Source organism: Xanthobacter sp. DMC12 (assembly GCF_056314105.1).
In genome coordinates, this window is sequence record NZ_JBQUYZ010000001.1 from 1,232,245 (window position 1) to 1,256,268 (window position 24,024).

Sequence of the window (24,024 nt, forward strand, 5' to 3'; positions counted from 1 at the left end):
TCGTATTAGCAAACCCGTCCGCGCGATCAGAGATCGACGCCGCGCTTCTTCATCTCGGCGCGGACGCGCTCCACGGCCTGGGCGTTGATCTGCGCGCCCCAGGCCTGGATGCCCTGCACCGCTTCCTGCACGATCACCGGACGGTCCTGCACCAGCTTGATGCCGGTGGGGCTGCGGAAGAAGGCGATGGCCTCCTTCAGCTCGGCCTCGGTGAAGCGGGTGGCGTAGGAATTGGCGAGGATGTCGAGGACCTCGGCCTGACGCTTCTCGAACTCCGGCCGCACCAGCACCGCCACTTCGCGGAGCTGCTTGGCGAGGTCGGGGTTGGTCTGGAGGAAGGACAGCGCCGCGCCGTCCACGATGTTGGGGATCACGCCGTCGAAGGCGCGGGCCTCGCCATTGGCGGCCACCAGATCGCGGGCGAGCTGGAGCAGCGCGGGCGACGGCTTGGCGGCCGGGGCGGCGGCGGGGGGAACCGGACGGGTCTGGGCCTCGGCCACCGGCGCGAGAAGCGCGGCGGCCGGAACCGACAGGGCTGCAGCGAGAAACAGCTGCCGGACAAGGCGGCCGGAAAGAGGGTGACGCATGGAAGTCTCCGGAAATGGGAAAAGCTAGAAGCTGCCGGGCTCCAGCTCGGTGATGCCGTCCTTGCCCGCGAGCACGGCGCGCCGGGCGAGGCCGATGAACAGGCCGTGCTCGACGACACCGGCCACCTGCGCCACCGCTGCGGCCAGCGCGGCGGGGTCGGGGATGCGGCCGAGATGGGCGTCGAGGATCAGGTGCCCCTGATCGGTGACGAAAGGATGACCGTCGCCATCGCGGCGCACGGTGATCTCGCCGGCGCAGCCGGCGCTGCGGATCGCCTCCACCACCTGGCGGGTGATGGCGGCAACGCCGAAATCCACCACCTCGATGGGCAGCGGGAAGCGGCCGAGCACGTCCACCTTCTTGGTGGCATCGGCGATGACGATCATTTCGCGCGCGGCGCTGGCGACGATCTTCTCGCGCAGCAGCGCGCCGCCGCCGCCCTTGATGAGGGCGAGGCCGGGGCCGATCTCGTCCGCGCCGTCGATGCACAGGTCGAGCGGGCCGGCCTCGTCCAGCGTGGCGATCGGCACGCCGAGGGACACCGCCTGGGCTAAAGTCTGCTCGGAGGTGGGCACGCCCAGCACATTGAGGCCGCCATGGACCTTCTCGGCCAGAAGCTCGACGAAATGCCGGGCCGTGGAGCCGGTGCCGAGGCCGAGGCGCATGCCGTCGGTGACATAGGTGAGGGCATGGGCGGCGGCGCGGCGCTTCAGGTCTTCGGCGTGGACCATTTTGTTTCCTGCCTCGATGTCCGTGAAACGTCGCCGCGCGCCGGCCCGGCTGGGCCCTTCCGCAGCGGCGCTTCTTTTCTGGCGGAACGGCTCGCACCGCCATGTTCCGGCTCTAGCCCCGATCGGAGCCGCCGACAAGCCGGCGCGACGCCTCAGCGCCTTCCCGTATGGGGAGAGGACGCTTCACCGGGTGAGCCGCGCCCTAGAGCGCGATCCGATCAAGTTGTTTCAACTTGATCGGTGAATCGCCCTCTCACTTTAAGAAAGAGAACGCGTGATCCGATCTGATTGCGATGCAATCAGATCGGCGCGTGCTCTAGCGCGCCGCCGGGGTGCAGACGAGGCTTGAATCCGTGCCGCCCGCGGCGCGCGCGGTTTCGCGCACGTAGCAGATGCTCATCTCGCCCGTGTCGCGATTGACGCGGAAGATGCCGGTTTCCCCTTCGTAATGGGTGGGCATCAGCGCGTAATTGCCGGCCTTCTGCGGCCCCGCGCCCTCGCCCTGGGCGAAGCAGAAGGTGACGCCCACGCCGGCCGCGTTGGGCCGCTCGAACTGGCAGACGTTCATCTCGCCGGTCTGGCGGTTGATGCCATAGACGCGGTTGGCCTGGGCGGAGGGCGGCGCGGCGAACTCGAATCCGGGTCCGCTCGCCCCCGGCGCGGCCGCCGGCTGGGCGGCGACGGCTCCGATCCCGCCGAGACCCGCGGCTGCGACGGCCACCGCGAGCAGCACCGCCGGGTTGCGGCGCGCCGCGCGCAGCGTGCGAAGGGGAGTGGTCCGCATTCATGCCTCCTGACTGTTCCGCCGTCGGCCTTGGCCGACAGACCGCGAGCTCGGGCGCAGCCGTGAACTGCGCGCCGGGGCCGCAGCCCTCGAATCCCCGCGACGCTGGCGCGAAAAAGCGGCAGGATTTAAGGCAGAAGGCGAGGATATCCTCCGGCTGACCCTTTCCCCGCTGCCGGCGCGAGCGCACCGGAAGGGGCAGCCGAACCAGAACCCGCGGATATCGCCTGCCCCGATACCGCTTCCGGAAGGACCGCGCCCGATGACCCAGCTCACACAGCCAGACGCCCGCCCCCCGGTTTCCCGCCCGCTCGTCGCGTTCGATCTCGACGGGACGCTGGTGGACACCGCGCCCGACCTGCTCGACGCCCTCGACCTCGTGCTCTCCGCCCACAAGATCCCGCCCGTGGACCGCGCCGAGGCGCGCAACATGATCGGCGGCGGGGCGCGCCTTCTCATCGTGCGGGCGCTGAAGAGCGAGGGCGTCGACCTGCCGGACGACGAGATCGCCGCCATGACGCAGCGCTTCATCGCCCATTATGCCGAGAACATCGCTGTGGGCTCCCGCCCCTTCCCGGGCCTTCTGGAGGCGCTGGACCGGCTGGAGGCGAAGGGCGTGGCGCTGGCGGTGTGCACCAACAAGCTGGAGCACCTCGCCCGGCTGCTGCTCGATGCGCTGGAGCTGACGCCGCGCTTCGCCGTCATCACCGGTGCCGACACCTATCCCCGCTCCAAGCCCGATCCGCTGCCGCTCATCTCCACCATCTCGGCGGCGGGGGCGGACGTGGCCCGCTCCATCATGGTGGGCGACAGCATCACCGACGTGCTCACCGCCCGCGCCACCGGCGTGCCGGTGGTGGCCGTCTCCTTCGGCTATACCGAGACGCCCCCCGGCGAGCTGGGTGCCGACCGGCTGATCCACCATTTCGACCAGCTGGAAGAAGCGGTGGACGCCTTGCTGGCCAACGCTTCCGCCTAGGTCGAGCCTCGGGCCGGGGCGGCCTCGCCGCCGAAATGATCCACAGGCAGGCGCGGCCCTCGTCGCGTCCGCCCTTGACAGGGGAGGCCCTGCGGCTCTAAACGGCCCTCCTCGCAATGGCGCGGGCGATTAGCTCAGCGGGAGAGCACTCCCTTCACACGGGAGGGGTCGCAGGTTCAATCCCTGCATCGCCCACCATTCCGCGCCGGCGACATCCTCAAGAACACCGCATCTCAGGCAGACACAGCACCGCGCAATCAGCGCAGCGCCGGCCCCTGCTCACTGACAAGCGCACTCGTAATTCTTCGCGGCCACTTCCTTGCCGCCATAGCCCACCCAGCAGGCGCTGGCCCCCCTTGGGCAATCGCATCCGCCTGATCCGGCCAATAAAAAACCCCGCCGGAGGGTCGGCGGGGTTTTGTGCGGGGGATGGGCCGGCGCTACTCCGCCGCGCGCATGTTCAGCTTCGCCTCGGCGAGGCCGGTGAGCTTGGCGTCGGCGGCCTTCTCCTCGTCCAGGTTGCGCTGGAGCACGGAGGCGCAGTCGCTGCGGCCGAGCTGCTTGGCCCAGGCGATGAGGGTGCCGTAGCGGGTGATCTCGTAATGCTCCACCGCCTGCGCGGCGGCAGCGAGCGCCGCATCCAGCACCTCGGGATCGGCAACCTCGGAGGCGACGTCCTCCGCTTCCTCGATGATGCCGTCGATGGCCGGGCACTTCACCGTGCTGGCCTCGACGCCGTGCATGCGGAACACTTCCTCCACCCGCTTCACATGCCCCTCGGTCTCGCCGAGATGGGTCTGGAAGGCCTGGCGGAGGGTAGAATTCTGCGCTTTCTCGATCATGGTCGGCAGCGCTTTCAGGATGCGCTTCTCGGCATAATAGATGTCGCGCAGCGTGTGGACGAACAGGTCGTCCATAGATTGGATGTCCTTGGAGAAAAAGCCCATCTGGCACCTCCCGGAAATTGGAATGGAGAAGGGGCGCGACCCTTCAGGCCGCGCCCCGTTTCAGCCTCAGCGCTGGCCGCCCTTGCGGCCGGCTTCGGAGGCGAGGTCCTGGTCCTTGGAGAAGGAGCGCTTCTCGTCCGGCACGCTCTCGCCGCCCTTGCGGCCGGCCTCGGAGGCGCGCTCGCGGTCCTGGGCGAAGTTGCCCGAGCCGCCCCGCTGGCCGCCATGGTCCTGCTGGCTCTGCTGGCGGTTGTCGCCGCCCTGACCGCCCTGCTGGCGGTTCTGGGCGCTCTGCTCGCCGCCCTTGCGGCCGGCCTCGGAGGCGCGCTCGCGATCGTTTTCGAAGTTTCCGGATCCGCCCTGCTGACGATTGTTCATCGGTTGGTATCCTCTCTTGTGCCCCCGGTCAGAGAACGGGAGGCAGGGAGGATGGTTCCGGCAGACAGCATTACAAAACCGAAGCAATCGTGGCCGAAATATGCAGCTTGAGCGCTGGTTCAGCACGCTCCTCTAAGTAATGTTTCCGGCGCCACGAGCAGGACCGTCATCGATATCTTGACCTGAACATTACCGCTCTCAAGCTTGACTGCCTGCCGCCAACAAAAATGCCCGGCACATGGCCGGGCATCCTGCAGGGGCACAGATCAGCACAGCTTCCGCTGCCCGTTCCGCCTCATATAAAGCCCGCGCGGCCCCGGTCGAAACCGGAGCCGAGGCCTCAGTTGTCGTCGGCGGGGCTCACATCGTCGAGGGCGAGGTTGGTGCAGGAGAGGCTGCCGTCCGGCTCGTCGAAGGCCGTCTGGGTCAGGAAGCTGCAGCGGGTGCCCTCGACGGCGGCGATGTAGGACACGAGGCGGTGGCCGATGGCGGCCACCTGCGCCGAATCGTCGGCCGGCTTGAAGGCAGCATCGGCCGGCGCCTGCGGGCCGGTCTTCTTCGCCACCTTGAGATCGGTGACGAGGGGCACCAGCGACACCGAGGCGGCCGTGTCCGCCGGCGTCACCACCGGCTGGAGCAGTACGGTGAACTGGTCCCAATTGCCCTTGGCGAGGCGGCTCGCCTCGGATTCGGCGGACACGGTGGCCTTGTAGGCCGGCCCCGCCTCGCCCGGCACCACGGCGCCAGCGATCTTGAACTTGCGGTTGCCGGTCCCGCCCTCGGGCGCCGCACCGGAAAGGACGCGCGCCAGCACGGTGTCGCCATAGGCCTTGAGCTTCGCCTCAGAGACCGCGCCGGCGTCCATCACCTTGGCGCGCGGAATGACGGCGAGGGCCATCTCTCCGCAGAGGGACGGCAGCGTGACGGTGGCCACCAGCGGCACCTTGCGCAGCTCCTGCGCGATCTTCGCCTCGGCCCCGAGCGGCACGGCCACGTCCACGGACACGTCGTCGCCGTCGCGGGCGGCGAGGCGCAGGCGGCTCCAGGCATCCTTCATCTTCACCTTCGCGGTGCCGCCCTGCTGGGGCGTGACCACGAGGTCGATCTCGGCGAGGCCGGCGGGCGCCACCGGCGTGCGGCCGAGATCGGCGGCCTTGAGGTCCACGGTGAGCCCACCGGTGACGAGGCCGCACCAATTGTCCTCATCGTGCTGGAGCACCAGCGCCGGCTCGGAGAAGCCGCCCTCGGGGCGGAACACCGTGACCGCGGAGAGGCCGGGAATCACCGCCGTCTCCTCATAGATGTGGTGCAGGCCGCGCTGGTTCTCGGTGAAGGCGAGGGCATAGCTCTCGTCTCCCTGGCCGATGGTGAGCTTGAGCGCCCCGCCGGCCAGCGAGCCGGATACCGGCAGCGGCGGGCGCGCATCGCCGGCCGGCGGCGCGACCGAGCCGGTGACCTTGCCGGCGCCATCCACGTCGAGCGTGGCGATGGCCACGCGGTACGGCTTGAAGAAGGGCAGCCCCAGCACCATGAAGCGCTCGGTGGCGGCGTCGGCCACCGTGGGCGCCAGCAGCGCAGGCACGAGGGCGAGGGCGGACAAAGCGGAAAGAACCGTCCGGCGGTGGGCGGTGCGTGTCACGGATGAGGTGCGCATTCCGTCGCCTCTCTTTGCGATGATGGCTTCGATTCGAGCTGTGCTGTGCGGGCTGATCTATAGCACCGCCCCATGGCGCCCCAAAGGCGGGCGATGGGGGGTGGGGGAGTGGCAGGGGCCTAGCCCTCGCGCCCCGGACAAGCGACGGCGCAGCCGGAGCGCTGATCCGGGGCCCAGCGCAAGGGACCGCCGCAGGCGGCTCAAGCGGAAAGGGTATCGGAAGCATTGCCGGCTTCGCCGACCTTTCCCCTGGACCCCGGCTCGGCGCTCCGGCTGCGCCGTCGCTGGTCCGGGGCACGAACGGTCCCCCCTTAAGCCCGCGCGTCGGCGATGCTAAAGCGGCCCTCGACCCGTCAGCCGGAACCCGACCATGAACGCCCCCGCCCCTCCCCCCGCCGACCGCGCGGTTCGCCGCATCCTCACGCCGGATGGCGTCGGCATCGCCAGCGCTGCCTTCGGGCCGGCCGATGGCGCGCCGGTGGTGTTCATCCATGGCTTTTCCCAATCCGGCCTGTGCTGGAGCCGGCAGACGGCGAGCCCGGCGCTGGCCGGCTGCCGGCTCGTCACCTACGATTTCCGCGGCCATGGCGCCTCCGACCGTCCGGCCGATCCTGCCGCCTACCAGTCTGCCGAGGTGTGGGCGGGGGAGCTTGATGCGGTGATCCGCGGCTGGGGGCTGGAGCGGCCGGTTCTGGTGGGCTGGTCCTATGCCGGGCGCATCATCGGCGATTATCTGGCCGTCCACGGCACCTCCGGCATCGGCGGCATCGTCTTCGTGGATGCCGTGACCGCCAATGAGCGGCGCTTCTACGGCACCTGCAACCGGCTGATGCGCCTCATGTGCAGCACGGACGTGGAGGAGAACATCTCCGCCACCCGCACCTTCCTGCGCCGCTGTTTCGCCGCCCCCATCCCCCAGCCGCTGTTCGAGCAATTGCTGGCGGTGAACATGATGGTGCCACCGGAGGTGCGCTCCGCCTTGTTCGGCCGCACGGCGGATTATGAGGCGCTGCTGAAGGGCCTCGACGTGCCGGTGCTGGTGGCGCAGGGCGCGCTGGACGAGGTGGTCGCCCCGGCCATGGCGGAGCATATCGCCGCAACCATTCCCGGCGCCCGGCTGGACGTCTATGCGGGCGTCGGTCACGCCCCCTTCATCGAGGCCGCCGACCGCTTCAACGCCACGCTCGCGGCCTTTGCTGCCGCTGCGTCAAGGCATTAGGACAGGGCCGCGCGACAACCGGAGAAAAGCTTCACACTCCCGTGGGCCGGGAACCCGCGCGCCACAAAGCGGTTGCAGTCTTGTCCGTTTTGTGGCGACAAAGCGGTGTTGCCGACGTGTCCGGGCGTGCTCGATGGTCGTTCGCGCTCCGGTCTATCCGAGACGCAGAGCCATGATGAAGCTGAAATCGCTTGTTTTCGCAGGCATCGCCGCGCTGGTGGCGACGGGCTCGGCCAAGGCCGACGATCGCTATGACATCTTCAATTTCAACAAGTTCTTCGGCGGCGGCAATGTCGGCGTCGTGGGCAGCACCTCGCCCATCGGCCGGCAGATGGTCTCCATCGACCCGAAATATGCCCCGGGCAACATCGTCATCATCACGTCCGAGCGCCGCCTTTATTACGTGACGTCGCGGGGCCAGGCCATCCGCTACGGCATCGGCGTCGGCCGCGACGGCTTCCGCTGGTCCGGCGTCAAGACGGTGAGCGCGAAGAAGGAATGGCCCTCCTGGACGCCCCCCTCCCAGATGCTGAAGCGCCGTCCCGATCTGCCGCGCTACATGCCCGGCGGCATCGACAACCCGCTCGGCGCCCGCGCCATGTATCTCGGCTCCAGCCTCTACCGCATCCACGGCTCCAACGAGCCGGAGACCATCGGGCAGGCGGTGTCGTCGGGCTGCTTCCGCATGACCAATGACGACGTGGTGGACCTATACAACCGCGTGCGCGTGGGCGCGACGGTCTACGTCCTCAAGTGATTTCCCGCACCCGGCATGAAAAAGGCCCGGCCGTCTCGCGACGACCGGGCCTTTTCATGTCAACGCCGAGATGCGTCAGAGGGCGGCGAGGTTCGCAGCCTTGCTCTTGCCGCGGTTGTCCGGGACGACATCGAACGAGACCTTCTGGCCGTCGTTCAGGCCGTACATGCCGGAGCGCTCCACGTCGGAGATGTGGACGAACACGTCGGGGCCGCCCTCATCCTGCACGATGAAGCCGAAGCCCTTCTGGGCGTTGAAAAACTTGACAGTACCCGTGGCCATGGAGGCCTCCTGTAGAAACGCTTTCCGGGAGTGTCCCGAAAGGCGCCGATCGTCCCGGCGACACGCGACAGATAAGGGTCGCGGCGCAACGGGACGCAGTTCAGGACAGGTTCGTGCTTGGGGAAGGCTTTTGCGTCGCGGCCCGAAGGAAACGAAGAAGAGGCCGTCGACGAACTTGTCCGCTCGGCTCGCCCCTCCGCTATCCCATCAAAATGGAACGCGGAGGAACGAACACCCCGTGCCGTGGCGCGATCTGCTCGGAAACGAACTGCTCGTGATGGGAGCTGCTCAGCTGCGAGTTGCTCGATCGGGATCGGAGTACATCCGTCCGTCTCCCGGAAGCGTCTGCGCTCGAAGCGCGCCGCATCCATCGGCTGGGGTTGATGGGAAGATAGGGATCAATCACGGCGGTTCAAGGGCGGCGGGGAAGATTTTCGCCCGCCGCCACCGAACCTGGCCCCGAACCTCTGCCGAACCCCACCGATACCGGGGGTGAACACCGCCCGGCAACGTGGTGAAAGTCACCCGAACCGGCGCCGGATCACTTGCCCGCCGCAGCCTTCGCCACGAAGGTGCCGTCGAAGGTTTTGGGCAGGTCGATCTTGGCCGCCTTCAGCTCGGAATCGAACTCCACCAACATGTTGAGGGCATTCTTCATGCCCGCTTCCGGGATCAGGCCGGTGCGCGAATAGATCGGCAGCGAGTTCTTGACCGCGTTGAGGTACAAGGTCTTGTCCCCGAGCAGATATTCCTCCGGCACCACCGCCGCCACATCCTCGGGGGTCGCAGTCTTAAGCCATTGAAGAGCCTTGTAGAATGCGTTCACCAGCTTCTGCGTGGTGACCGGATTCTGCTCCACGAAGTCGCGCTTCATGTAGAGGACTGCAGCGGGATTCTCGCCGCCGAAGATCTTGTCGTTTCCAGCTTCCGTACGGCTGTCGGCGAGAACAATGACGTCTCCGTCGTCCTCCAGCTTTGTAATCACGGGGTCGAGATTGGACATGGCATCGATCTCGCCCCGCTTCATCTGTGCCACGGCGGACGCTCCACCGCCGACACCTACGTAGGAGGCGTCATCCGGCTTCAGACCATCTTTCGCCATCAGGAAATTGACGAAGAAATTCGTCGATGAGCCCGGCGCCGTCACGCCGATCTTGGCGCCCTTCAGATCCTTCACCGACTTGATCGGCCGATCCTTCCGCGCCACCAGCACGATCCCCGGGAAGCGGCCCAATTCGATAACGGAAACAATGTCCTGGCCCTTGGCCTGCATGCGGATGGTGTGCTCGTAGGCGCCCGTCACCACATCGATGGAGCCACCGATAAGCGCTTGCAAAGACTTGGCTCCGCCGCCGAAATCATTGATGGCGACATCCAGCCCCTCCTCCTTGAAGAAGCCCTTCCGCTCGGCGATGGTCAGCGGGAGATAATACAGCAGCGGCTTGCCGCCGACCCCCAGCGTGAGCTTCGGCTTCTCTGCCTTCGCCGCCGGCTGGGCGCTGGCCGGCACGGCCAGGGCGAGCGCGAGCGCGGCCACCGCGAGCTTGAGCATCCTCATGATTTCCCTCCCGTTTTTCGTTACGCCTGCGTCGCCGGCGCGGGGCGCCAGACGAGCAGGCGGTTCTCGATGGCGCTCACCACCGTGTCGATGATGATGACGAAGATGGAGAGCACCAGCATGCCCGAGAACACCCCGGTGACATCGAACACCCCCTCCGCCTGGTGGATGCGATAGCCCAGCCCCGCTGCCGAACCGAGATATTCCCCCACCACCGCCCCCACCAGTGCAAAGCCAACGGCGGTATGGAGCGACGAGAACATCCAGGTGAGCGCCGAGGGCCAGAACACGTTCCGCATCAGCTGGCGCTCGCTCATGCCCAGCATCCGGGCGTTGGCGAGCAGCGTCGGGCTGACTTCCTTAACGCCTTGATAGACATTGAAGAAAACGATGAAGAACACCAGCGTGACGCCCAGCGCCACCTTGGACCAGATGCCGAGCCCCAGCCACAAGGCGAAGATGGGCGCCAGCACCACGCGCGGCAAAGCATTGGCCATTTTCACGTAGGGATCGAAGACCGCCGCGATCATGGCCTTGCGCGCGAACCAGAAGCCCACCAGCACGCCGCCCAGCGCGCCGATGGCGAAGGCGAGCATGGTCTCAAGCAGCGTGATGCCGAGGTGATACCAGATCACCCTAGTGTAGAAGTCCTTGAAAGTGCGCTCAAAAACCGCCAAGGGCGTCGAGAAGAAGAAGGGATCGAGCGGGTAGAAGGGCTTCGGCGAGAGCGCCGCGATCGAGACCTTCACGGTGGAGCCGAAATGCCAGATGGCGATCAGCACCACCGCCACCAGCACCTGCAAAGTGAACAGCGTGAAACGGTTGCGCATGGTTCAGCTCGCGACCTCAGACTGGCGATAACCCTTCACCACCTCGTCCTTCAGTGCCGCCCAGATCTCGCGGTGAAGGTGGTGGAAGGCGGGCTCCAGCCGCACGTCGATGTCACGCGGGCGGGGAATGGGCACCCGCCACTGGCCGATGATGCGCGAGGCCGGCCCCGCACCCATGATAACCACCCGGTCTGCCAGCGAAATCGCCTCCTCCAGGTCGTGGGTCACGAACATCACCGCCTTGCGGTCCTGGCTCCACAGGTCGAGCAGGAGGTTGCCCATGATCTGGCGGGTCTGGGCGTCGAGCGGGCCAAACGGCTCGTCCATGAGCAAGATCTTGGGGTCGCGGATCAGCACCTGGGCGAGGCCGACACGCTTCCTTTGCCCGCCGGACAATTGGTGGGGATAGCGATCCGCGAAAGCGGCAAGGCCCACGCGGGCCAGCCACTTGCGGGCGCGGCTGCGCGCTTCCTCCGTCTCGGTGCCGGCCACCTCGAGGCCGATGGCCACGTTGTCGAGCGCCGTCTTCCACGGAAACAGGGCCTCGGCCTGGAAAAGATACCCGGCCGCGCGGTTGAGGCCGGAGAGCGGCGTCCCGTGGATCGTCACCGTCCCGGATGCCGGCTTCAGCAGGCCGGCCGTCGCGTTGAGAAGGGTGGACTTGCCGCAGCCGGTAGGGCCGACGATGGCGACGAACTCGCCATCCGCCACCTCGAGATTGACGCCCTGTACAGCGACGAATGGTGAAGCCGCACGGCTGGCGCCGGGAAAGGCGATGGAGATGTCGCGCAGCCCGACCGCGCATGCCTGAGCCATGCGGCCTCCCTGGACCACGCTGAAGGGTTGCACCACTGAACGTCTCCCGATCCCGCGCCCCGACCGCGCGTCCGGTTGGCCCGGATCATCGGGACAAGGTAGCCGAGGGCGCGCCGGAGGCAAGGGCGGGGATCGCCCTCACCCCGGACGGGAAAAGGTCAGGATCTCCCGCTTGCCGGCGTGGTTGGCCGGGCCGACGATGCCCTCGTTCTCCATGCGCTCCATCAGGCTCGCGGCCTTGTTGTAGCCCACCTGCAAGCGGCGCTGGATGTAGGAGGTGGAGGCCTTGCGGTCGCGCATGACGATGGCCACCGCCTGCTCGTAGAGGTCGCCGCCGGCGTCGGCGATGCCGGAGCGGTCGAAAACCGCCTCGTCGTCATCCTCCGCCACGGCATCCTCGTCCAGCACCACTTCATCGATATAGTCCGGCCCGCCCTGGGCCTTTAGGAAGGCGACGACCTTCTCCACCTCGCCGTCCGAGACGAACGGGCCGTGGACGCGGCTGATGCGTCCACCACCGGCCATGAACAGCATGTCGCCCTGCCCCAGCAGCGTCTCCGCGCCCATCTCGCCGAGAATGGTGCGGCTGTCGATCTTGCTGGTGACTTGGAAGGAGATGCGGGTGGGGAAATTGGCCTTGATGGTGCCGGTGATGACATCGACTGAGGGGCGCTGCGTCGCCATCACCAGATGGATGCCGGCGGCCCGCGCCATCTGGGCGAGACGTTGGATGGCACCCTCGATCTCCTTGCCCGCCACCATCATCAGGTCGGCCATCTCGTCCACGATGACGACGATGTAGGGCAGCGCGGTGAGGTCCATCTCCTGTTCCTCGAACAGGGCCTCCCCGGTCTCGCGATCGAACCCCACCTGAACGTTGCGGGTGATGATCTCGCCCTTCGCCGAAGCCTCGCGGACGCGGGCGTTGTAGCCGTCGATGTTGCGAACGGCGAGGCGGCTCATCTTGCGATAGCGCTCCTCCATCTCCTTCACCGCCCATTTCAGCGCGATGATCGCCTTCTTGGGATCGGTGACGACGGGGGTGAGCAGATGCGGGATGCCCTCGTATACCGAGAGCTCCAGCATCTTGGGGTCTATCATGATGAGCCGGCAGGCCTCCGGCGTGTGCCGGTAGAGCAGGCTCAGGATCATGGTGTTGATGGCGACCGACTTGCCCGAGCCGGTGGTGCCGGCGACGAGAAGATGCGGCATGCGCGCGAGGTCGGCGATCACCGGCACGCCGCCGATGGTCTTGCCCAGGCACAGGCCGAGCTTGGGATGGGCCTCGGCGAATTCATGGCTCGCCAGCAGCTCGCGAAGCCACACGGTCTCGCGCCGCCGGTTGGGCAGCTCGATGCCGATGACGTTGCGCCCCTCCACCACCGCCACGCGGGCAGACACCGCGCTCATGGAGCGGGCGATGTCCGGCGACAGGCCGATGACGCGGGAAGACTTCACCCCCGGTGCCGGCTCGAACTCGTAGAGGGTGACGACGGGGCCGGGATTGGCGTCGATCACCTCGCCGCGCACGCCGAAGTCGCGCAGCACCTGCTGAAGCATGGTGGAGGACTGGTCGAGGAATTCCTCGGAGAGCTCATAGTCCGGCTCCACCACCGGCGGCTCGCGCAGGAGATCGAGGGGCGGGAGGAAATAGGGTCCTTCCGTGACCTCAGCAGCTGCGTGCGCGGGCTCGGGCGGGAGGGTAACAACAGCTTCCACAGGAACGGCGGCGACGGCATCCACCACAAGCGCTGCTGCCGGGGCCGCAGGAGCGGACATGGCCGCCGAATGGAGGGCACCGAAGAACTGGGCGCTGATGCTCTGCTGGTAGGGTCGCCAGGACGCGAACGCTTCGCCCGACAGGATCGACCCGGCCGCGAGGGGCAGTGGGGCGTCCTCGGCTTCGGCCTCGTCTTGATCGTCGTCTTCAAGCACGGCAGCGTCTTCCGAATCGTCCTGGTCGCGTTCGGCGGCCTCCTCGTCTTCCTCGTCCGTCAGGTCCGTGTCCTCGAAGGCATCGTCTTCGAATTCGTCGTCATCGAGTTCATCGTCCTCCAGCTCGGAGGAAAGCGCCGCGTCGTCCTCGTCCAGTTCGTCGTCATCCTCGGAAAGGGCGATCTCTTCTCCCTCCCCCTCTTCGTTGTGCGTGTCGCCCTCCAGTTCGGCGACCTCATTGTCATCGGTGTCTTCGTCCTCGAACGCGTCGTCCTCGAGTTCGTCCTCCTCGGAGGCTTCAAGCTCGGAGATCTCGTCCTCGTCAGCGTCCACCTCGCTTTCGTCGAAGTCGGCACCCTCCTCGATGGCGGGCAGCGCCTCCAACACTGCGTCCTCGCTCTCCACCGGATCGTCTTCCGCGTCGGCCAGTTCTGCAGGCGCGGGATCCAGATCCTGGTCTCCGGCCGGAGCGGGCGGGGTGGCGGCGCGGCCGATGACGACGAGGCGCAGCAGGCTCCACAGGTGATCGGGGACGTCCGCCGTGTCGACCTCCGAAGCCGCCTCAGCCACGGCCTGCGGCGCGATGCCGGGCTCAAGGAGCGCAGGCTCCGACGCTTCCGCCGGGACCTCCTCGCCGGGGGCAGCGTCTATAAGCGCGGCATCGGAAGCCGAGGGCGCGCAGACAGCAATGGCGGCCTCTTCCTCAACGGGAGGCAGGGCGGCCGGGGCCGCCGTCACCTCTTCCGGCACCGCGCCGGGCGCGGCGAAGGCGGTCTCCGTCGGGATATCCGCAAGCTTGGCGACGGGCTGCTGCGCCACCGGCTGGACCGCATCGTCCGCGGGCTCGAACAGGAAGTGCCAGCCGCGGCTCGACCCCTGGGTCGTGACCGGGGTGGGCACTTGCGGCAGGACTGGCGGCAGCGAGGGCGCGCCCGGCTCGCGGGGGCGCAGCAGATGGTCCGGAGTGCGGGTGAAACGGGTGTTGGCGTCGAGGGTGAACGGCCGCAGCCAGCTCGGGACCAGCTCCAGGTCGATCCAGCTGTGGGTGGTTTCGGCCGCCTCGAAGGCGCCATCGTGGATGGCTGGATCGTATTCCGGAATCCGCTCGTAGAACGAGGGCAGACCACGTTCGGCGGCAGAATCGGCCGGCGGTGGATCGAACGAGTCGTCCGGAGCGTAGGAAGGATACGCAAAAGGTCTCGGAGGACGGTTGAAGGAAGACATGGGAATCCGAAATCCGCAGCACCGGCGCCGTTTCGAGGACACTAGGGCGGGGGGCGTTAAGGGGAGGTTTGCACCTCGCGATAACGGTTTCTGAATACCTTATCTGTGAATCATGGGGACAAGCCCGCACCGCCCCACCCGTCTGCGGTGGACCCGCTCCAGCCCCCGCAATCCCTGCTGCCGGACCTCCGTACGGTTGACATTCCGTCCTGCCGGAGTCCTTTTAAAAGAGAACAAAATAGGAACATTTGGCTCCGTCCATGCCCTCGTTTCCCCACCCGCACCAGGCCCGGCGCGAGGATCTGGCAGCCCTTCGCCGCCGCATCGTCGAGATGGAACGGCTGTCCGCCCCGCCGGACGGTCCCGCCCGGCCGCGCCTATCGCTCGGGGCGCCGTTGGACGAGGTGCTGGGGGGCGGCCTCGCCCGCGATGCGCTGCACGAGGCGTTCCCGGCGGAAAAGGGGAATGTCGCCGCCGTGTTCGGGTTCGCTCTCGCCCTCGCGGCCGGCACCCGCAAGCCGGTGCTGTGGGTGCGGCAGGACATGGCGGCGCTGGAGGGGGGTGACATCTACGGTCCAGGCTGCGCCGCCTTCGGGCTCGATCCGTGCCGCCTGATCCTGGTGGCCACCGCGGATGCGGCCGACACGCTGGGCGCCGCAGAGGAAGCCCTTGGCCATGGCGCCCTCGGGCTGGTGGTGGCCGAGCCCTGGGGATCCCCGCGGCTCATCGACCTCACCGCCACCCGCCGCCTCGCCCTGCGCAGCGAGCGCTCCGGCGTGCCTGCCCTCCTGCTGCGGCCGGGAGCAGACCCCGGCCCCTCCGCCGCCGCCACCCGCTGGCGGGTCTCCGCAGCTCCCTCCCGGGTGGCGGGGGATGTTCCGACCTTCTGCCTCGGCCCGCCTGCCTTCGCACTGGAAATCGAGCGCAACCGTCTTGGACCCACCGGCCGCTTCACCGTGGAATGGAATGCCCATGCCCGACGCTTCACCCCGGCGCCTCGCCGCGCTCTTCCTGCCGCGCCTGCCGACCGACCGGCTGCACCGCAGCCGGCGGGGGCGTCGCATGTCGTCTCCGGCTGGCGCCGCACCGGCTGAGACGCCGCTGGTTACGGTGGAGGTGAAAGCCAATGCCCGCCGGCTCGCCGCGGTGGACGCGGCGGCGGCCCGCCTCGGTCTCCATCCCGGCCTCACCCTCGCCGACGCGCAGGCCCGTGTGCCGCAGATCGAAGCGGTGGAGGCGGATGCCGCGGCCGATACGGCGTTGCTCGCCGCCATCGCCTCGTGGTGCGAGCGCTGGACGCCCTTCGTCGCTGTATCCGGGCCGGACGGCATCGTGCTCGACATCACCGGCTGCGCCCATCTGTTCGGCGGCGAGGCGGCCATGGTGTCCGCCATGACGGAACGGCTTGCCGCCACCGGACTTGCCGCCTGCGGCGCAGTGGCTGGGACCGCGCGGGCCGCCCTCGCCCTTGCCCGCTGGCGGCCGGAGCAGGTGGTGCCGGCTGGCCGCGAGCGGGAGGCCGTCGCCCCTTTGCCGGTGGACGCCCTCGGCCTCGATGCGGAGACGGGGCGAAGCCTCGCCTATCTCGGGCTGGTGCGCATCGGCGACATCGCCGGCAAGCCCCGCGCGGCGCTCGCCGCCCGCTTCGGCAGCGTGCTGGTGGAACGGCTGGACGAGCTGTGCGGCGCGGCTTCGCCGCCCATCTCCCCGCTCAATCCCCTGCCCGTCTATGTGGCAGAACGGCGCTTCGCCGAACCCATGGGCGACGAAGCGACCGCCCGCGCCGTGCTTGCAGACCTCGCGCACGACATCACCGGTGTGCTGGAGCGACACGGCGAAGGCGGCCGCCGCTTCGAGGCCGCCTTCTTCCGCAGCGATGGCGCGGTGCGGCGGGTGGCGGCAGGCACGGCGGCACCGCTCCGTGATGGCGCCCGCCTTGCCGGCCTGTTCCGAGAGCGGCTGGCAGCGCTGGCCGATCCGCTCGATCCCGGCTTCGGCTATGACGTGATCCGCCTGTCTGTCACCGCCGCCGAACCGCTGGCCGCCACCCAGTCCGGCTTTGGCACCGAGCCCGCGGGCGCGGGGCTGGACCAGTTGGTGGATACCCTCTCCGCCCGGCTCGGGCCGCGCCGCGTCACTTGCCTCGCCGCGCAGGACAGCCATATTCCCGAGCGCGCCGCCATGCGGGTGCCAGCGCAAAAGGCATGGCGCAGCAGGGAAGCGCTCGCGCACGACTGGGCCGAGCCGGCCGCCGCCGATGCCCCCCTCGCCCGACCCCCGGCCCTGTTTCCCACCCCCGAGCCGGTGGAGACGCTGGCCCAGGTGCCGGACGGCCCGCCTCTGCGCTTCCGCTGGCGGCGCGTGCTGCACGAGGTGGCGCGAGCCGAGGGTCCGGAGCGCATCGCCCCGGAATGGTGGACCGCCCTTGATGCGGGGAGCCGCAGCCTCACCCGCGATTATTTCCGCGTTGAAGACACGCAGGGTCGGCGCTTCTGGCTCTATCGCGAAGGCACCTACGGGCGGGAGACGTCGGCGCCCCGCTGGTTCCTGCACGGCCTGTTCCCGTGAGCGAGCCCGTCTATGCCGAATTGGCGGCCGCCTCGCATTTCTCCTTCCTGCGGGGGGCGAGCGCGCCGGCCCATCTGGTGCGCACCGCCGTCGGCCTCGGTCTCGATGGCCTCGGCATCGCCGACCGCAACACGGTGGCCGGCGTGGTGCGGGCCTATAGCGCGCTGGAGGATCTGCGCACCCTCGACGAGGATCTGGAAGCCGACGATCCCGAGGCGGATGCCAAGCGCGCCGTCGCCGCCCGCGCCCGCGCCTTCCGGCTGGTGACGGGCGCGCGACTCGTCTTCTGGGACGGCACGGCGGACATCATCGCCTATCCCTCGACCCGCGCCGGCTGGGGCCGGCTCTGCCGCCTGCTCACCACCGGCAACCGGCGGGCGAAGAAGGGCGACTGCCATCTGTCCCTCGCCGACCTCCTCGCCGACGCCCGCGACCTGATGCTCATCGTGCTGCCCGGCGAAGAGGCAAGCGCTCTTCCGCCCCTCCTCTCCCGCCTCGCGGAGGCCGCCCCCGGCGCGGTGTGGCTCGGCGTCGACATGCCATTCTCCGGTGCCGACCGCCGGCGCCTTGCCGCCCTCAAGATCTGCGCACGCACGGCCGGCGTGCCGCTGCTGGCGGTGAACGAGGTGCTTTATGCAACGCCCGAAGAGCGCGATCTGCAGGACATCCTCACCTGCGTGCGCGAGGGCACCACCATCGCCGAGGCGGGGCGGCGGCTCCAGGCGAACGCCGAGCGCCACCTCAAGCCTGCCGCCGAGATGGCCCGCCTGTTCCGCGATGCTCCCGAGGCGGTGGCGGAGACCGCGGCGCTCCTCGCCCGCATCGATTTCACTCTCAAGGAACTGAAATACGACTATCCCGAGGAGCCGGTGCCCCCCGGCTGGACGCCGCAGGCGTGGCTGGAGGAATTGACCTGGCGCTGCGCCGGCGTGCGCTATCCCGCCGGCATCCCCGAGAAGGTGCGGAAGCTGCTGAAGGACGAGCTGGCCCTCATCCGGCAGCTCGAATACGCCCCCTATTTCCTCACTATCCACGATATCGTTCGCTTCGCCGAGAGCCGGGACATCCTCTGCCAGGGGCGCGGCTCGGCGGCCAATTCCGCCGTTTGCTACGTGCTCGGCATCACCGCCGTGGACCCCGCCGACAACGATCTCCTCTTTGCCCGCTTCATCTCGATGGAGCGGCGCGAGCCGCCGGACATTGATGTCGATTTCGAGCACGAGAAGCGTGAGAAGGTGATCCAGTACATCTATGAGAAATACGGTCGTCACCGCGCCGGCATCGTCGCCACCGTCATCCACTATCGGCCACGCAGCGCCATCCGCGACGTAGGCAAAGCTCTCGGCCTCACCGAGGATGTCACGGCGCGCCTCGCCTCCACACAGTGGGGCAGCTGGGGCCGTGATATTTCCGACGCGCACATCCGGGAGGCGGGGCTCGACCCGTCAAACCCCTTCATCCGCCGCGCGGTGGAGCTGGCCGGCCGCCTGATGGGCGCGCCCCGCCACCTCTCCCAGCATGTGGGCGGCTTCGTCCTCGCCCGTGAGCGGCTGGACGACACCGTGCCCATCGGCAACGCGGCCATGGCGGACCGCACCTTCATCGAATGGGACAAAGACGACATCGACGTGCTGAAGCTCATGAAGGTGGATGTGCTGGCGCTCGGCATGCTCACCTGCATCCGGAAAGCGCTCGACCTGATGCGCGAGCACGAGGGCATCGACTGGGGCCTCGCCGACGTGCCGCGCGAGCAACCGGACGTCTACGCCATGCTCCAGCGCGGGGATTCCATCGGCGTGTTCCAGGTGGAGAGCCGGGCGCAGATCAACATGCTGCCGCGCCTGAAGCCGAAGGAATTCTACGATCTCGTGATCCAGGTCGCCATCGTGCGGCCGGGACCGATCCAGGGCGACATGGTCCACCCCTATCTGAGGCGCCGCAACGAGCTGGAGAAAGTGGACTATCCCTCCCCGGCGTCACACCTTGGCGACAAGGGCGAATTGTACGATGTCCTCCACAAAACGCTCGGCGTGCCGCTGTTCCAGGAGCAGGCTATGAAGCTCGCCATGGTCGCCGCGCGCTTTTCCGACATCGAAGCCAACAAGCTGCGCCGGGCCATGGCCACCTTCCGCAACCTCGGCACCATCCACGAATTCGAAAGCTTGATGGTGGAGCGCATGGTGGCGCGCGGCTACAAGCGCGACTTCGCCCAGCGCTGCTTCGAGCAGATCAAGGGCTTCGGCAGCTACGGCTTCCCCGAGAGTCACGCCGCCTCCTTCGCCAAGCTCGTCTACATTTCCTCCTACATCAAATGCCGCCACCCGGCGGCTTTCGCCTGCGCGCTGCTCAATGCCCAGCCCATGGGCTTCTACGCCCCGGCGCAGATCGTGCGGGATGCCCGCGAGCACGGCGTGGAGGTGCGGCCCGTTGATGCCAATTTCAGCCACCACGACAACACGTTGGAACGCCGGGACGACGGCACCCTCGCGTTGCGCCTCGGCTTCCGGCAGGTGGATGGCTTTCACGAGGACTGGGGCGAGCGCCTCGCCGCCACCCGCGCCGTTCCCTTCGCAAGCCTAGAAGACCTCGCCCGCCGAGCGCGCCTGCCCACCCGCGCGGCGAAGCTGCTCGCCGATGCGGATGCCTTCCGCTCCATGGGCCTCGACCGCCGGGCCGCCCTGTGGCACGCCCGCCGCCTGCCGGACGACGATGCCCTGCCCCTGTTCGCGGCGGCGGACGCCCGTGAGCTGGGCGTCGAAGAGGAGGTGACGCTGCCGCGCATGGCGCGCTCGGAGCACATCGTCGCCGACTACCAGACGGTGCGCCTCTCCCTGAAGGGGCATCCCATGGGCGAATTGCGCGACCATTTCCGGAAAGAGCGCATCCTCACCTGCGCAGAGACGTCTGCGCTGAAGGACGGCGCCTTCGTCCGCAATGCTGGCGTGGTGCTGGTGCGCCAGCGGCCGGGCAACGGCAAGGCCATCTTCATCACCATCGAGGACGAGACCGGCATCACCAACATCGTCCTGTGGGAACGGGCGCTGGAACGCTTCCGCCGGGAGGTGATGGGCGCACGCTTGCTTCTGGTGGAAGGACGCATCCAGAAGAGCCCGGAGGGCGTCGTCCACCTCATGGCCCAGCGGCTCACGGACCGCACCGCCGACCTCGCCTTGCTCTCCAGGGTGCGACAGCCGCGGATGGAGGTCGCGCGGGCCGACGAATTCGCCCACCCCCAGCATCCGCGCAAGCATCCACGTGACGTTAGGGTACTGCCCAAGTCCCGGGACTTTCACTGAGCGCCGCGGCCTGGATGCCGCAGAGGTATCCAGCAGCCCAAGTGCGCACCGCGGCCCGCGAAAACACGGTAATTCGGGCAAAAAAGGCACGGCAGCCCCGCGCACTTCACGATTTATCCACAAAAACCCGTGAGGCTTCAGACCATAGGGAACCAAAGGCCGGGATACCGTCGCCGTGAAGCCGCTCCTCATCGTTACCGGATTTGTGGCCGCCGCCGCCGTGGGCGCCGGCATGGCCATCAGCCCGCTCCTGTCGGCCAAGGACGACGGCCCGGCGACCACCCAATCCATTTCCCAGCCGGCCACCCCGGCTTCCGGGCAGGCTGCCCAGGGCAAGGGCGCGACCGCCGCGCAGAAGAGCGCGGCTGCATCGGCCCAGCCGGTGCCGGCCCCGGCGCCGGAGCCCGCCGCGCCCCCGCCGGTGACCCCGCGCAAGAATTACACCTACAAGTCGTTCGACGTGGATGGCTCCTACATCGCCCTGACCTTCGACGACGGTCCGAACCCGGAAACGACGCCGCGGCTGCTTGAGATCCTGCGCCAGCGCAACATCAAGGTGACCTTCTTCGTGCTCGGCAACATGGTCGCCAAGCATCCCGAAGTACTGAAGATGATCGCCGACGAGGGCCACGAGATCGGCAGCCATTCCTGGAGCCATCCGCAGCTCACCCGCATCAGCCAGGCGGCGGTCGACAAGGAACTGGGCAACACCTCGGAAGCGATCTTCCAGGTCACCGGCAAGCGCCCGATCTACCTGCGCCCGCCCTACGGCTCCATGAAGCCGTCCCTGCGCAGCTACATCGAGGACAAGTACGGCCTCACCATCGTCAACTGGTCGGTGGATCCCAACGACTGGAAGAACCGCAACAGCCAGGCGGTGCATGACGCCATCATGGCGCAGGTGAAGCCGGGCGCCATCGTGCTCTCGCACGACATCTATGCCACCACCGTGGATGCCATGCCGCGCATCCTCGATGAACTGGCCGCCAAGGGCTACAAGTTCGCGACGCTGTCGCAGATGGTGGCCATGGACAAGCCGCTCAAGGTGGCCCTGGCCGCCCCTGGAGCCGCCGCCAAGAAGCCGAAGCCCAATGGCGCGAAACCGGATGCGGCGAAGCCTGCCGGCACGCCCAAGCCGGCCGCCGCTTCGGCACCGAAGCCCGCCGGGGCGCCTGCTCCGGCTCGGAGCGCCGGCGTCTACTGACGCGAAAGCCTCTCCACGCGAACGGCGCTCCCGGATCCGGGGGCGCCGTTTTCGTTTGGAGGCCGGTCAGTCCTCGGTCGAGTGGCCATGCCCGTGATGGTCGTGGTGGTGGTGTGCGTCCGGCGCCGGAAGGGTCACGCCGAAGGTCTTCACCAGATCGTCCACCTGAGCCGGCGACAGATAGCGCGGGTTGAGGCCACGCAGCAGCAGGTAGAGCTTCGCAGTCTCCTCCAGTTCCTCGGTGGCGAACACCGCCGCCTCCAGCGTATCGCCGGCCACCACCGGGCCGTGGTTCGCGAGCAGCACGGACGAATAGCGCCCCGCGAGGCCACGGATGGCATCTGCGACAGCAGGATCGCCCGGCCGATAATAGGGCAACAGCGCAGTCTGGCCGGCGCGCATGAGATAATAAGGCGTCATGGGCGGCAGCGCGGCCCGGGGATCGATCTCCGGCAGCATGGTGAGCGCCACCGAGTGGGTCGAGTGCAGATGCACGATGGCCCGGGCCGTGCCACGGGTCTCGTAGAGCGCGGAATGCAGCGGGATCTCCTTCGTGGGCTTGTCGCCGCTGAGGAGCCGCCCGCCCGCATCGAGCCGGGAGATGCGCGCGGGATCAAGGAAGCCGAGGGACGCGTTGGTGGGCGTCACCAGCCATCCACCGTCATCGAGCCTCAGGCTGATATTGCCGGAAGAGCCGGGCGTGAGGCCGCGCTCGAACAGGGACCGCCCGAAGCGGCAGATCTCCTCCCGTAGTCTAGTCTCTTCCATGGCCGGCCTCCGCTTGCTCCGCCGACGCACCAAAGCGAAGCGGAGGCGCCTTGGCAAGCGCGAACGGTACCGCGGCTAAAACGATTTGATCCAATGTCGCCCGGCTCCTACAACAGGCGCCGGAGCCGCCCGCCAACTGGCGGCCGAGACAGGGGAAACGGCCATGGTCGAGCAGGCGGAAGGAACAGCGGGCGTCCAGGGCGTCGGACGCGCGGGCGTGATCGGTCTCGGCTCCATGGGCTTCGGCATGGCGCAATCGCTATTACGGGCGGGGCTTGATGTGGCCGGCTGCGATGTCGGCACGGCTGCGGTGGAGCGCTTTGTCGCCGCGGGCGGGCGCGGTGCAGCCTCGCCCGCCGAAGCGGCGGAGGGGGCGGACATGGTGGTCAGCGTGGTGGTCAACGCCGCGCAGACCGAGGCGATCCTCTTCGGCCCCTCGGGCGTCGCCGAGACCTTGCCTCAGGGCGCGGTTTTCATCTCATCCGCCACCATGGACCCGGACATCGCCCGAAGCCTCGCCGCGCGGCTGGAGGCGACCGGCCGGCACTATCTTGACGCCCCCATCTCCGGCGGCGCCCAGCGGGCGGCCGAAGGCGCACTGACCATCCTCGCCTCCGGCAGCCCCGCCGCCTTCGCCACGGCGAAACCCGCCCTCGACGCCATGGCCGCCAAGCTTTACCCGCTGGGCGACGCTCCGGGCCAGGGTGCCGCCTTCAAGATGATCAACCAGCTCCTCGCCGGCGTCCACATTGCCGCCGCCAGCGAGGCCATGGCCTTCGCCGCACGGCAGGGGCTGGACCTGAAGAAGGTCTACGACGTCATCACCGCCTCGGCCGGCAACAGCTGGATGTTCGAGAACCGCATGCCCCACGTGCTGGACGGCGATTACACGCCACGCAGCGCCGTGGACATTTTCGTGAAGGACCTCGGCATCATCCAGGACATGGCGCGCAGCGCAAAGTTCCCGGTGCCGGTTTCGGCCGCCGCCCTGCAGATGTTCCTCGCCACCTCCGCCGCCGGCATGGGCCGCGACGACGACGCATCCGTCGCCCGCCTCTATGCTCGCATCACTGGCACCACCTTGCCGGGCGACGAGAGCTGAGGCGCGGCGGGTGTCGCTTTTTCGCCGTGCCAGCGGCGTTACACTCCGTCGCGATTCGTTACGTTCGGGGAACGCCCCAGCAACCTCCCCCCGCGAGGGTCTGGCGTCGACCCGACGCATCACAATGAGGATCCAGCCGATGACCCTCTCCCTGCGCGCCTCCTTCCTCGCGCTCCCTCTTCTGGCTCTCTGCACCGGCCCTGCTCCGGCTCAGACCGCCGCCACCCTCACCGCCGAGCAAGCCCAGGCCCTGCGTACCGCCTGCTCGGCGGACGTGAAGAAGCTGTGTGGCGATGTGCAGCCCGGCGGCGGGCGCGTGGTCCAGTGCATGCAGAGCAAGAAGGAACAGACAACTCCGCCCTGCCAGGCCGCCCTCGGCGCGCTGGGCAAGAAGTAGGGACGGC

The 24,024-nt window shown here is 68.3% G+C and carries 21 protein-coding genes and 1 tRNA gene; 10 read left to right on the top strand and 12 right to left on the bottom strand.

Annotated elements, in window-relative coordinates:
- Positions 1 to 26 precede the first annotated feature (26 nt).
- The 3 genes from ACT535_RS05715 to ACT535_RS05725 all read right to left on the bottom strand — a co-directional run bounded on the left by ACT535_RS05715 (position 27) and on the right by ACT535_RS05725 (position 2,103).
- Positions 27 to 587, bottom strand: a complete 561-nt coding sequence (locus ACT535_RS05715) for a DUF2059 domain-containing protein (protein ID WP_168460669.1) — start codon at positions 585 to 587, stop codon at positions 27 to 29.
- A gap of 24 nt (positions 588 to 611) precedes the next feature.
- Positions 612 to 1,319 (bottom strand): ribose-5-phosphate isomerase RpiA, encoded by a 708-nt coding sequence (gene rpiA, locus ACT535_RS05720; protein WP_168460678.1) that lies wholly within the window; start codon positions 1,317 to 1,319, stop codon positions 612 to 614.
- A gap of 316 nt (positions 1,320 to 1,635) precedes the next feature.
- Positions 1,636 to 2,103: a hypothetical protein gene (locus ACT535_RS05725; RefSeq protein ID WP_168460682.1), complete on the bottom strand. Its 468-nt coding sequence runs from the start codon at positions 2,101 to 2,103 to the stop codon at positions 1,636 to 1,638.
- A 262-nt stretch (positions 2,104 to 2,365) separates the two neighbouring features.
- Here ACT535_RS05725 and gph point away from each other — a divergent pair, with 262 nt between their 5' ends.
- Both gph and ACT535_RS05735 read left to right on the top strand, forming a co-directional pair.
- Entirely contained in the window at positions 2,366 to 3,082 is a 717-nt protein-coding gene (gph, locus tag ACT535_RS05730; RefSeq protein WP_476363631.1) for a phosphoglycolate phosphatase, read from the top strand.
- A 123-nt stretch (positions 3,083 to 3,205) separates the two neighbouring features.
- Positions 3,206 to 3,280: transfer RNA gene (locus tag ACT535_RS05735), tRNA-Val, on the top strand.
- A 242-nt stretch (positions 3,281 to 3,522) separates the two neighbouring features.
- Here ACT535_RS05735 and ACT535_RS05740 read toward each other — a convergent pair.
- The 3 genes from ACT535_RS05740 to ACT535_RS05750 all read right to left on the bottom strand — a co-directional run bounded on the left by ACT535_RS05740 (position 3,523) and on the right by ACT535_RS05750 (position 6,061).
- Positions 3,523 to 4,029: a ferritin-like domain-containing protein gene (locus ACT535_RS05740; RefSeq protein WP_168460697.1), complete on the bottom strand. Its 507-nt coding sequence runs from the start codon at positions 4,027 to 4,029 to the stop codon at positions 3,523 to 3,525.
- 66 nt (positions 4,030 to 4,095) lie between these two features.
- Positions 4,096 to 4,407 carry a con-10 family general stress protein gene (locus ACT535_RS05745; RefSeq protein WP_476363632.1) on the bottom strand — a complete coding sequence of 104 codons (312 nt, stop codon included), beginning with the start codon at positions 4,405 to 4,407 and terminating at the stop codon, positions 4,096 to 4,098.
- A gap of 340 nt (positions 4,408 to 4,747) precedes the next feature.
- Complete coding sequence (locus tag ACT535_RS05750; RefSeq protein WP_168460701.1) at positions 4,748 to 6,061, bottom strand: hypothetical protein; 1,314 nt, start codon at positions 6,059 to 6,061, stop codon at positions 4,748 to 4,750.
- 370 nt (positions 6,062 to 6,431) lie between these two features.
- Between ACT535_RS05750 and ACT535_RS05755 the strand changes: the two genes are divergently transcribed.
- The gene (locus ACT535_RS05755) at positions 6,432 to 7,280 is read left to right on the top strand and encodes an alpha/beta fold hydrolase (protein WP_476363633.1); all 849 of its coding nucleotides are present in this window, start codon (positions 6,432 to 6,434) and stop codon (positions 7,278 to 7,280) included.
- A gap of 172 nt (positions 7,281 to 7,452) precedes the next feature.
- Positions 7,453 to 8,037 (top strand): L,D-transpeptidase, encoded by a 585-nt coding sequence (locus ACT535_RS05760; RefSeq protein WP_168460705.1) that lies wholly within the window; start codon positions 7,453 to 7,455, stop codon positions 8,035 to 8,037.
- Positions 8,038 to 8,112: 75 nt separating this feature from the next.
- Here the strand turns inward: ACT535_RS05760 and ACT535_RS05765 are convergent, their stop codons facing one another.
- From ACT535_RS05765 to ACT535_RS05785, 5 genes are all read right to left on the bottom strand, one after another.
- On the bottom strand, positions 8,113 to 8,319 hold the full coding sequence (locus ACT535_RS05765; protein ID WP_168460707.1) for a cold-shock protein: 207 nt from the start codon (positions 8,317 to 8,319) through the stop codon (positions 8,113 to 8,115).
- A gap of 541 nt (positions 8,320 to 8,860) precedes the next feature.
- Positions 8,861 to 9,877: an ABC transporter substrate-binding protein gene (locus tag ACT535_RS05770; protein ID WP_476363634.1), complete on the bottom strand. Its 1,017-nt coding sequence runs from the start codon at positions 9,875 to 9,877 to the stop codon at positions 8,861 to 8,863.
- A 20-nt stretch (positions 9,878 to 9,897) separates the two neighbouring features.
- Positions 9,898 to 10,707 (bottom strand): ABC transporter permease, encoded by an 810-nt coding sequence (locus ACT535_RS05775; protein WP_476363635.1) that lies wholly within the window; start codon positions 10,705 to 10,707, stop codon positions 9,898 to 9,900.
- Positions 10,708 to 10,710: 3 nt separating this feature from the next.
- Entirely contained in the window at positions 10,711 to 11,523 is an 813-nt protein-coding gene (locus ACT535_RS05780; protein ID WP_476363636.1) for an ABC transporter ATP-binding protein, read from the bottom strand.
- Between the two features lie 138 nt (positions 11,524 to 11,661).
- Positions 11,662 to 14,682, bottom strand: coding sequence for a DNA translocase FtsK (locus ACT535_RS05785; RefSeq protein WP_476363637.1), 3,021 nt, complete (start codon positions 14,680 to 14,682; stop codon positions 11,662 to 11,664).
- Between the two features lie 260 nt (positions 14,683 to 14,942).
- On the opposite strand from ACT535_RS05785, the gene ACT535_RS05790 reads away from it, so the two are divergent.
- The 4 genes from ACT535_RS05790 (at position 14,943) to ACT535_RS05805 (ending at position 21,750) form a co-directional block, all read left to right on the top strand.
- Positions 14,943 to 15,776 carry an ImuA family protein gene (locus ACT535_RS05790; protein WP_476363638.1) on the top strand — a complete coding sequence of 278 codons (834 nt, stop codon included), beginning with the start codon at positions 14,943 to 14,945 and terminating at the stop codon, positions 15,774 to 15,776.
- Positions 15,745 to 17,250 carry a DUF6504 family protein gene (locus tag ACT535_RS05795; protein WP_476364001.1) on the top strand — a complete coding sequence of 502 codons (1,506 nt, stop codon included), beginning with the start codon at positions 15,745 to 15,747 and terminating at the stop codon, positions 17,248 to 17,250. The genes ACT535_RS05790 and ACT535_RS05795 overlap by 32 nt, the downstream gene beginning before the upstream one ends.
- Positions 17,247 to 20,546, top strand: coding sequence for an error-prone DNA polymerase (locus ACT535_RS05800; protein WP_476363639.1), 3,300 nt, complete (start codon positions 17,247 to 17,249; stop codon positions 20,544 to 20,546). Before ACT535_RS05795 ends, ACT535_RS05800 begins: the two co-directional genes overlap by 4 nt.
- Positions 20,547 to 20,721: 175 nt before the next feature.
- Positions 20,722 to 21,750: a polysaccharide deacetylase family protein gene (locus ACT535_RS05805; RefSeq protein WP_476363640.1), complete on the top strand. Its 1,029-nt coding sequence runs from the start codon at positions 20,722 to 20,724 to the stop codon at positions 21,748 to 21,750.
- Positions 21,751 to 21,816: 66 nt separating this feature from the next.
- Here the strand turns inward: ACT535_RS05805 and otnC are convergent, their stop codons facing one another.
- The gene (otnC, locus tag ACT535_RS05810) at positions 21,817 to 22,518 is read right to left on the bottom strand and encodes a 3-oxo-tetronate 4-phosphate decarboxylase (RefSeq protein WP_476323147.1); all 702 of its coding nucleotides are present in this window, start codon (positions 22,516 to 22,518) and stop codon (positions 21,817 to 21,819) included.
- 163 nt (positions 22,519 to 22,681) lie between these two features.
- Between otnC and ltnD the strand changes: the two genes are divergently transcribed.
- Together ltnD and ACT535_RS05820 are read left to right on the top strand one after the other, a co-directional pair.
- Positions 22,682 to 23,620 (top strand): L-threonate dehydrogenase, encoded by a 939-nt coding sequence (ltnD, locus tag ACT535_RS05815; protein WP_476363641.1) that lies wholly within the window; start codon positions 22,682 to 22,684, stop codon positions 23,618 to 23,620.
- 139 nt (positions 23,621 to 23,759) lie between these two features.
- The gene (locus ACT535_RS05820; RefSeq protein WP_476363642.1) at positions 23,760 to 24,017 is read left to right on the top strand and encodes a cysteine rich repeat-containing protein; all 258 of its coding nucleotides are present in this window, start codon (positions 23,760 to 23,762) and stop codon (positions 24,015 to 24,017) included.
- Positions 24,018 to 24,024: the final 7 nt, after the last annotated feature.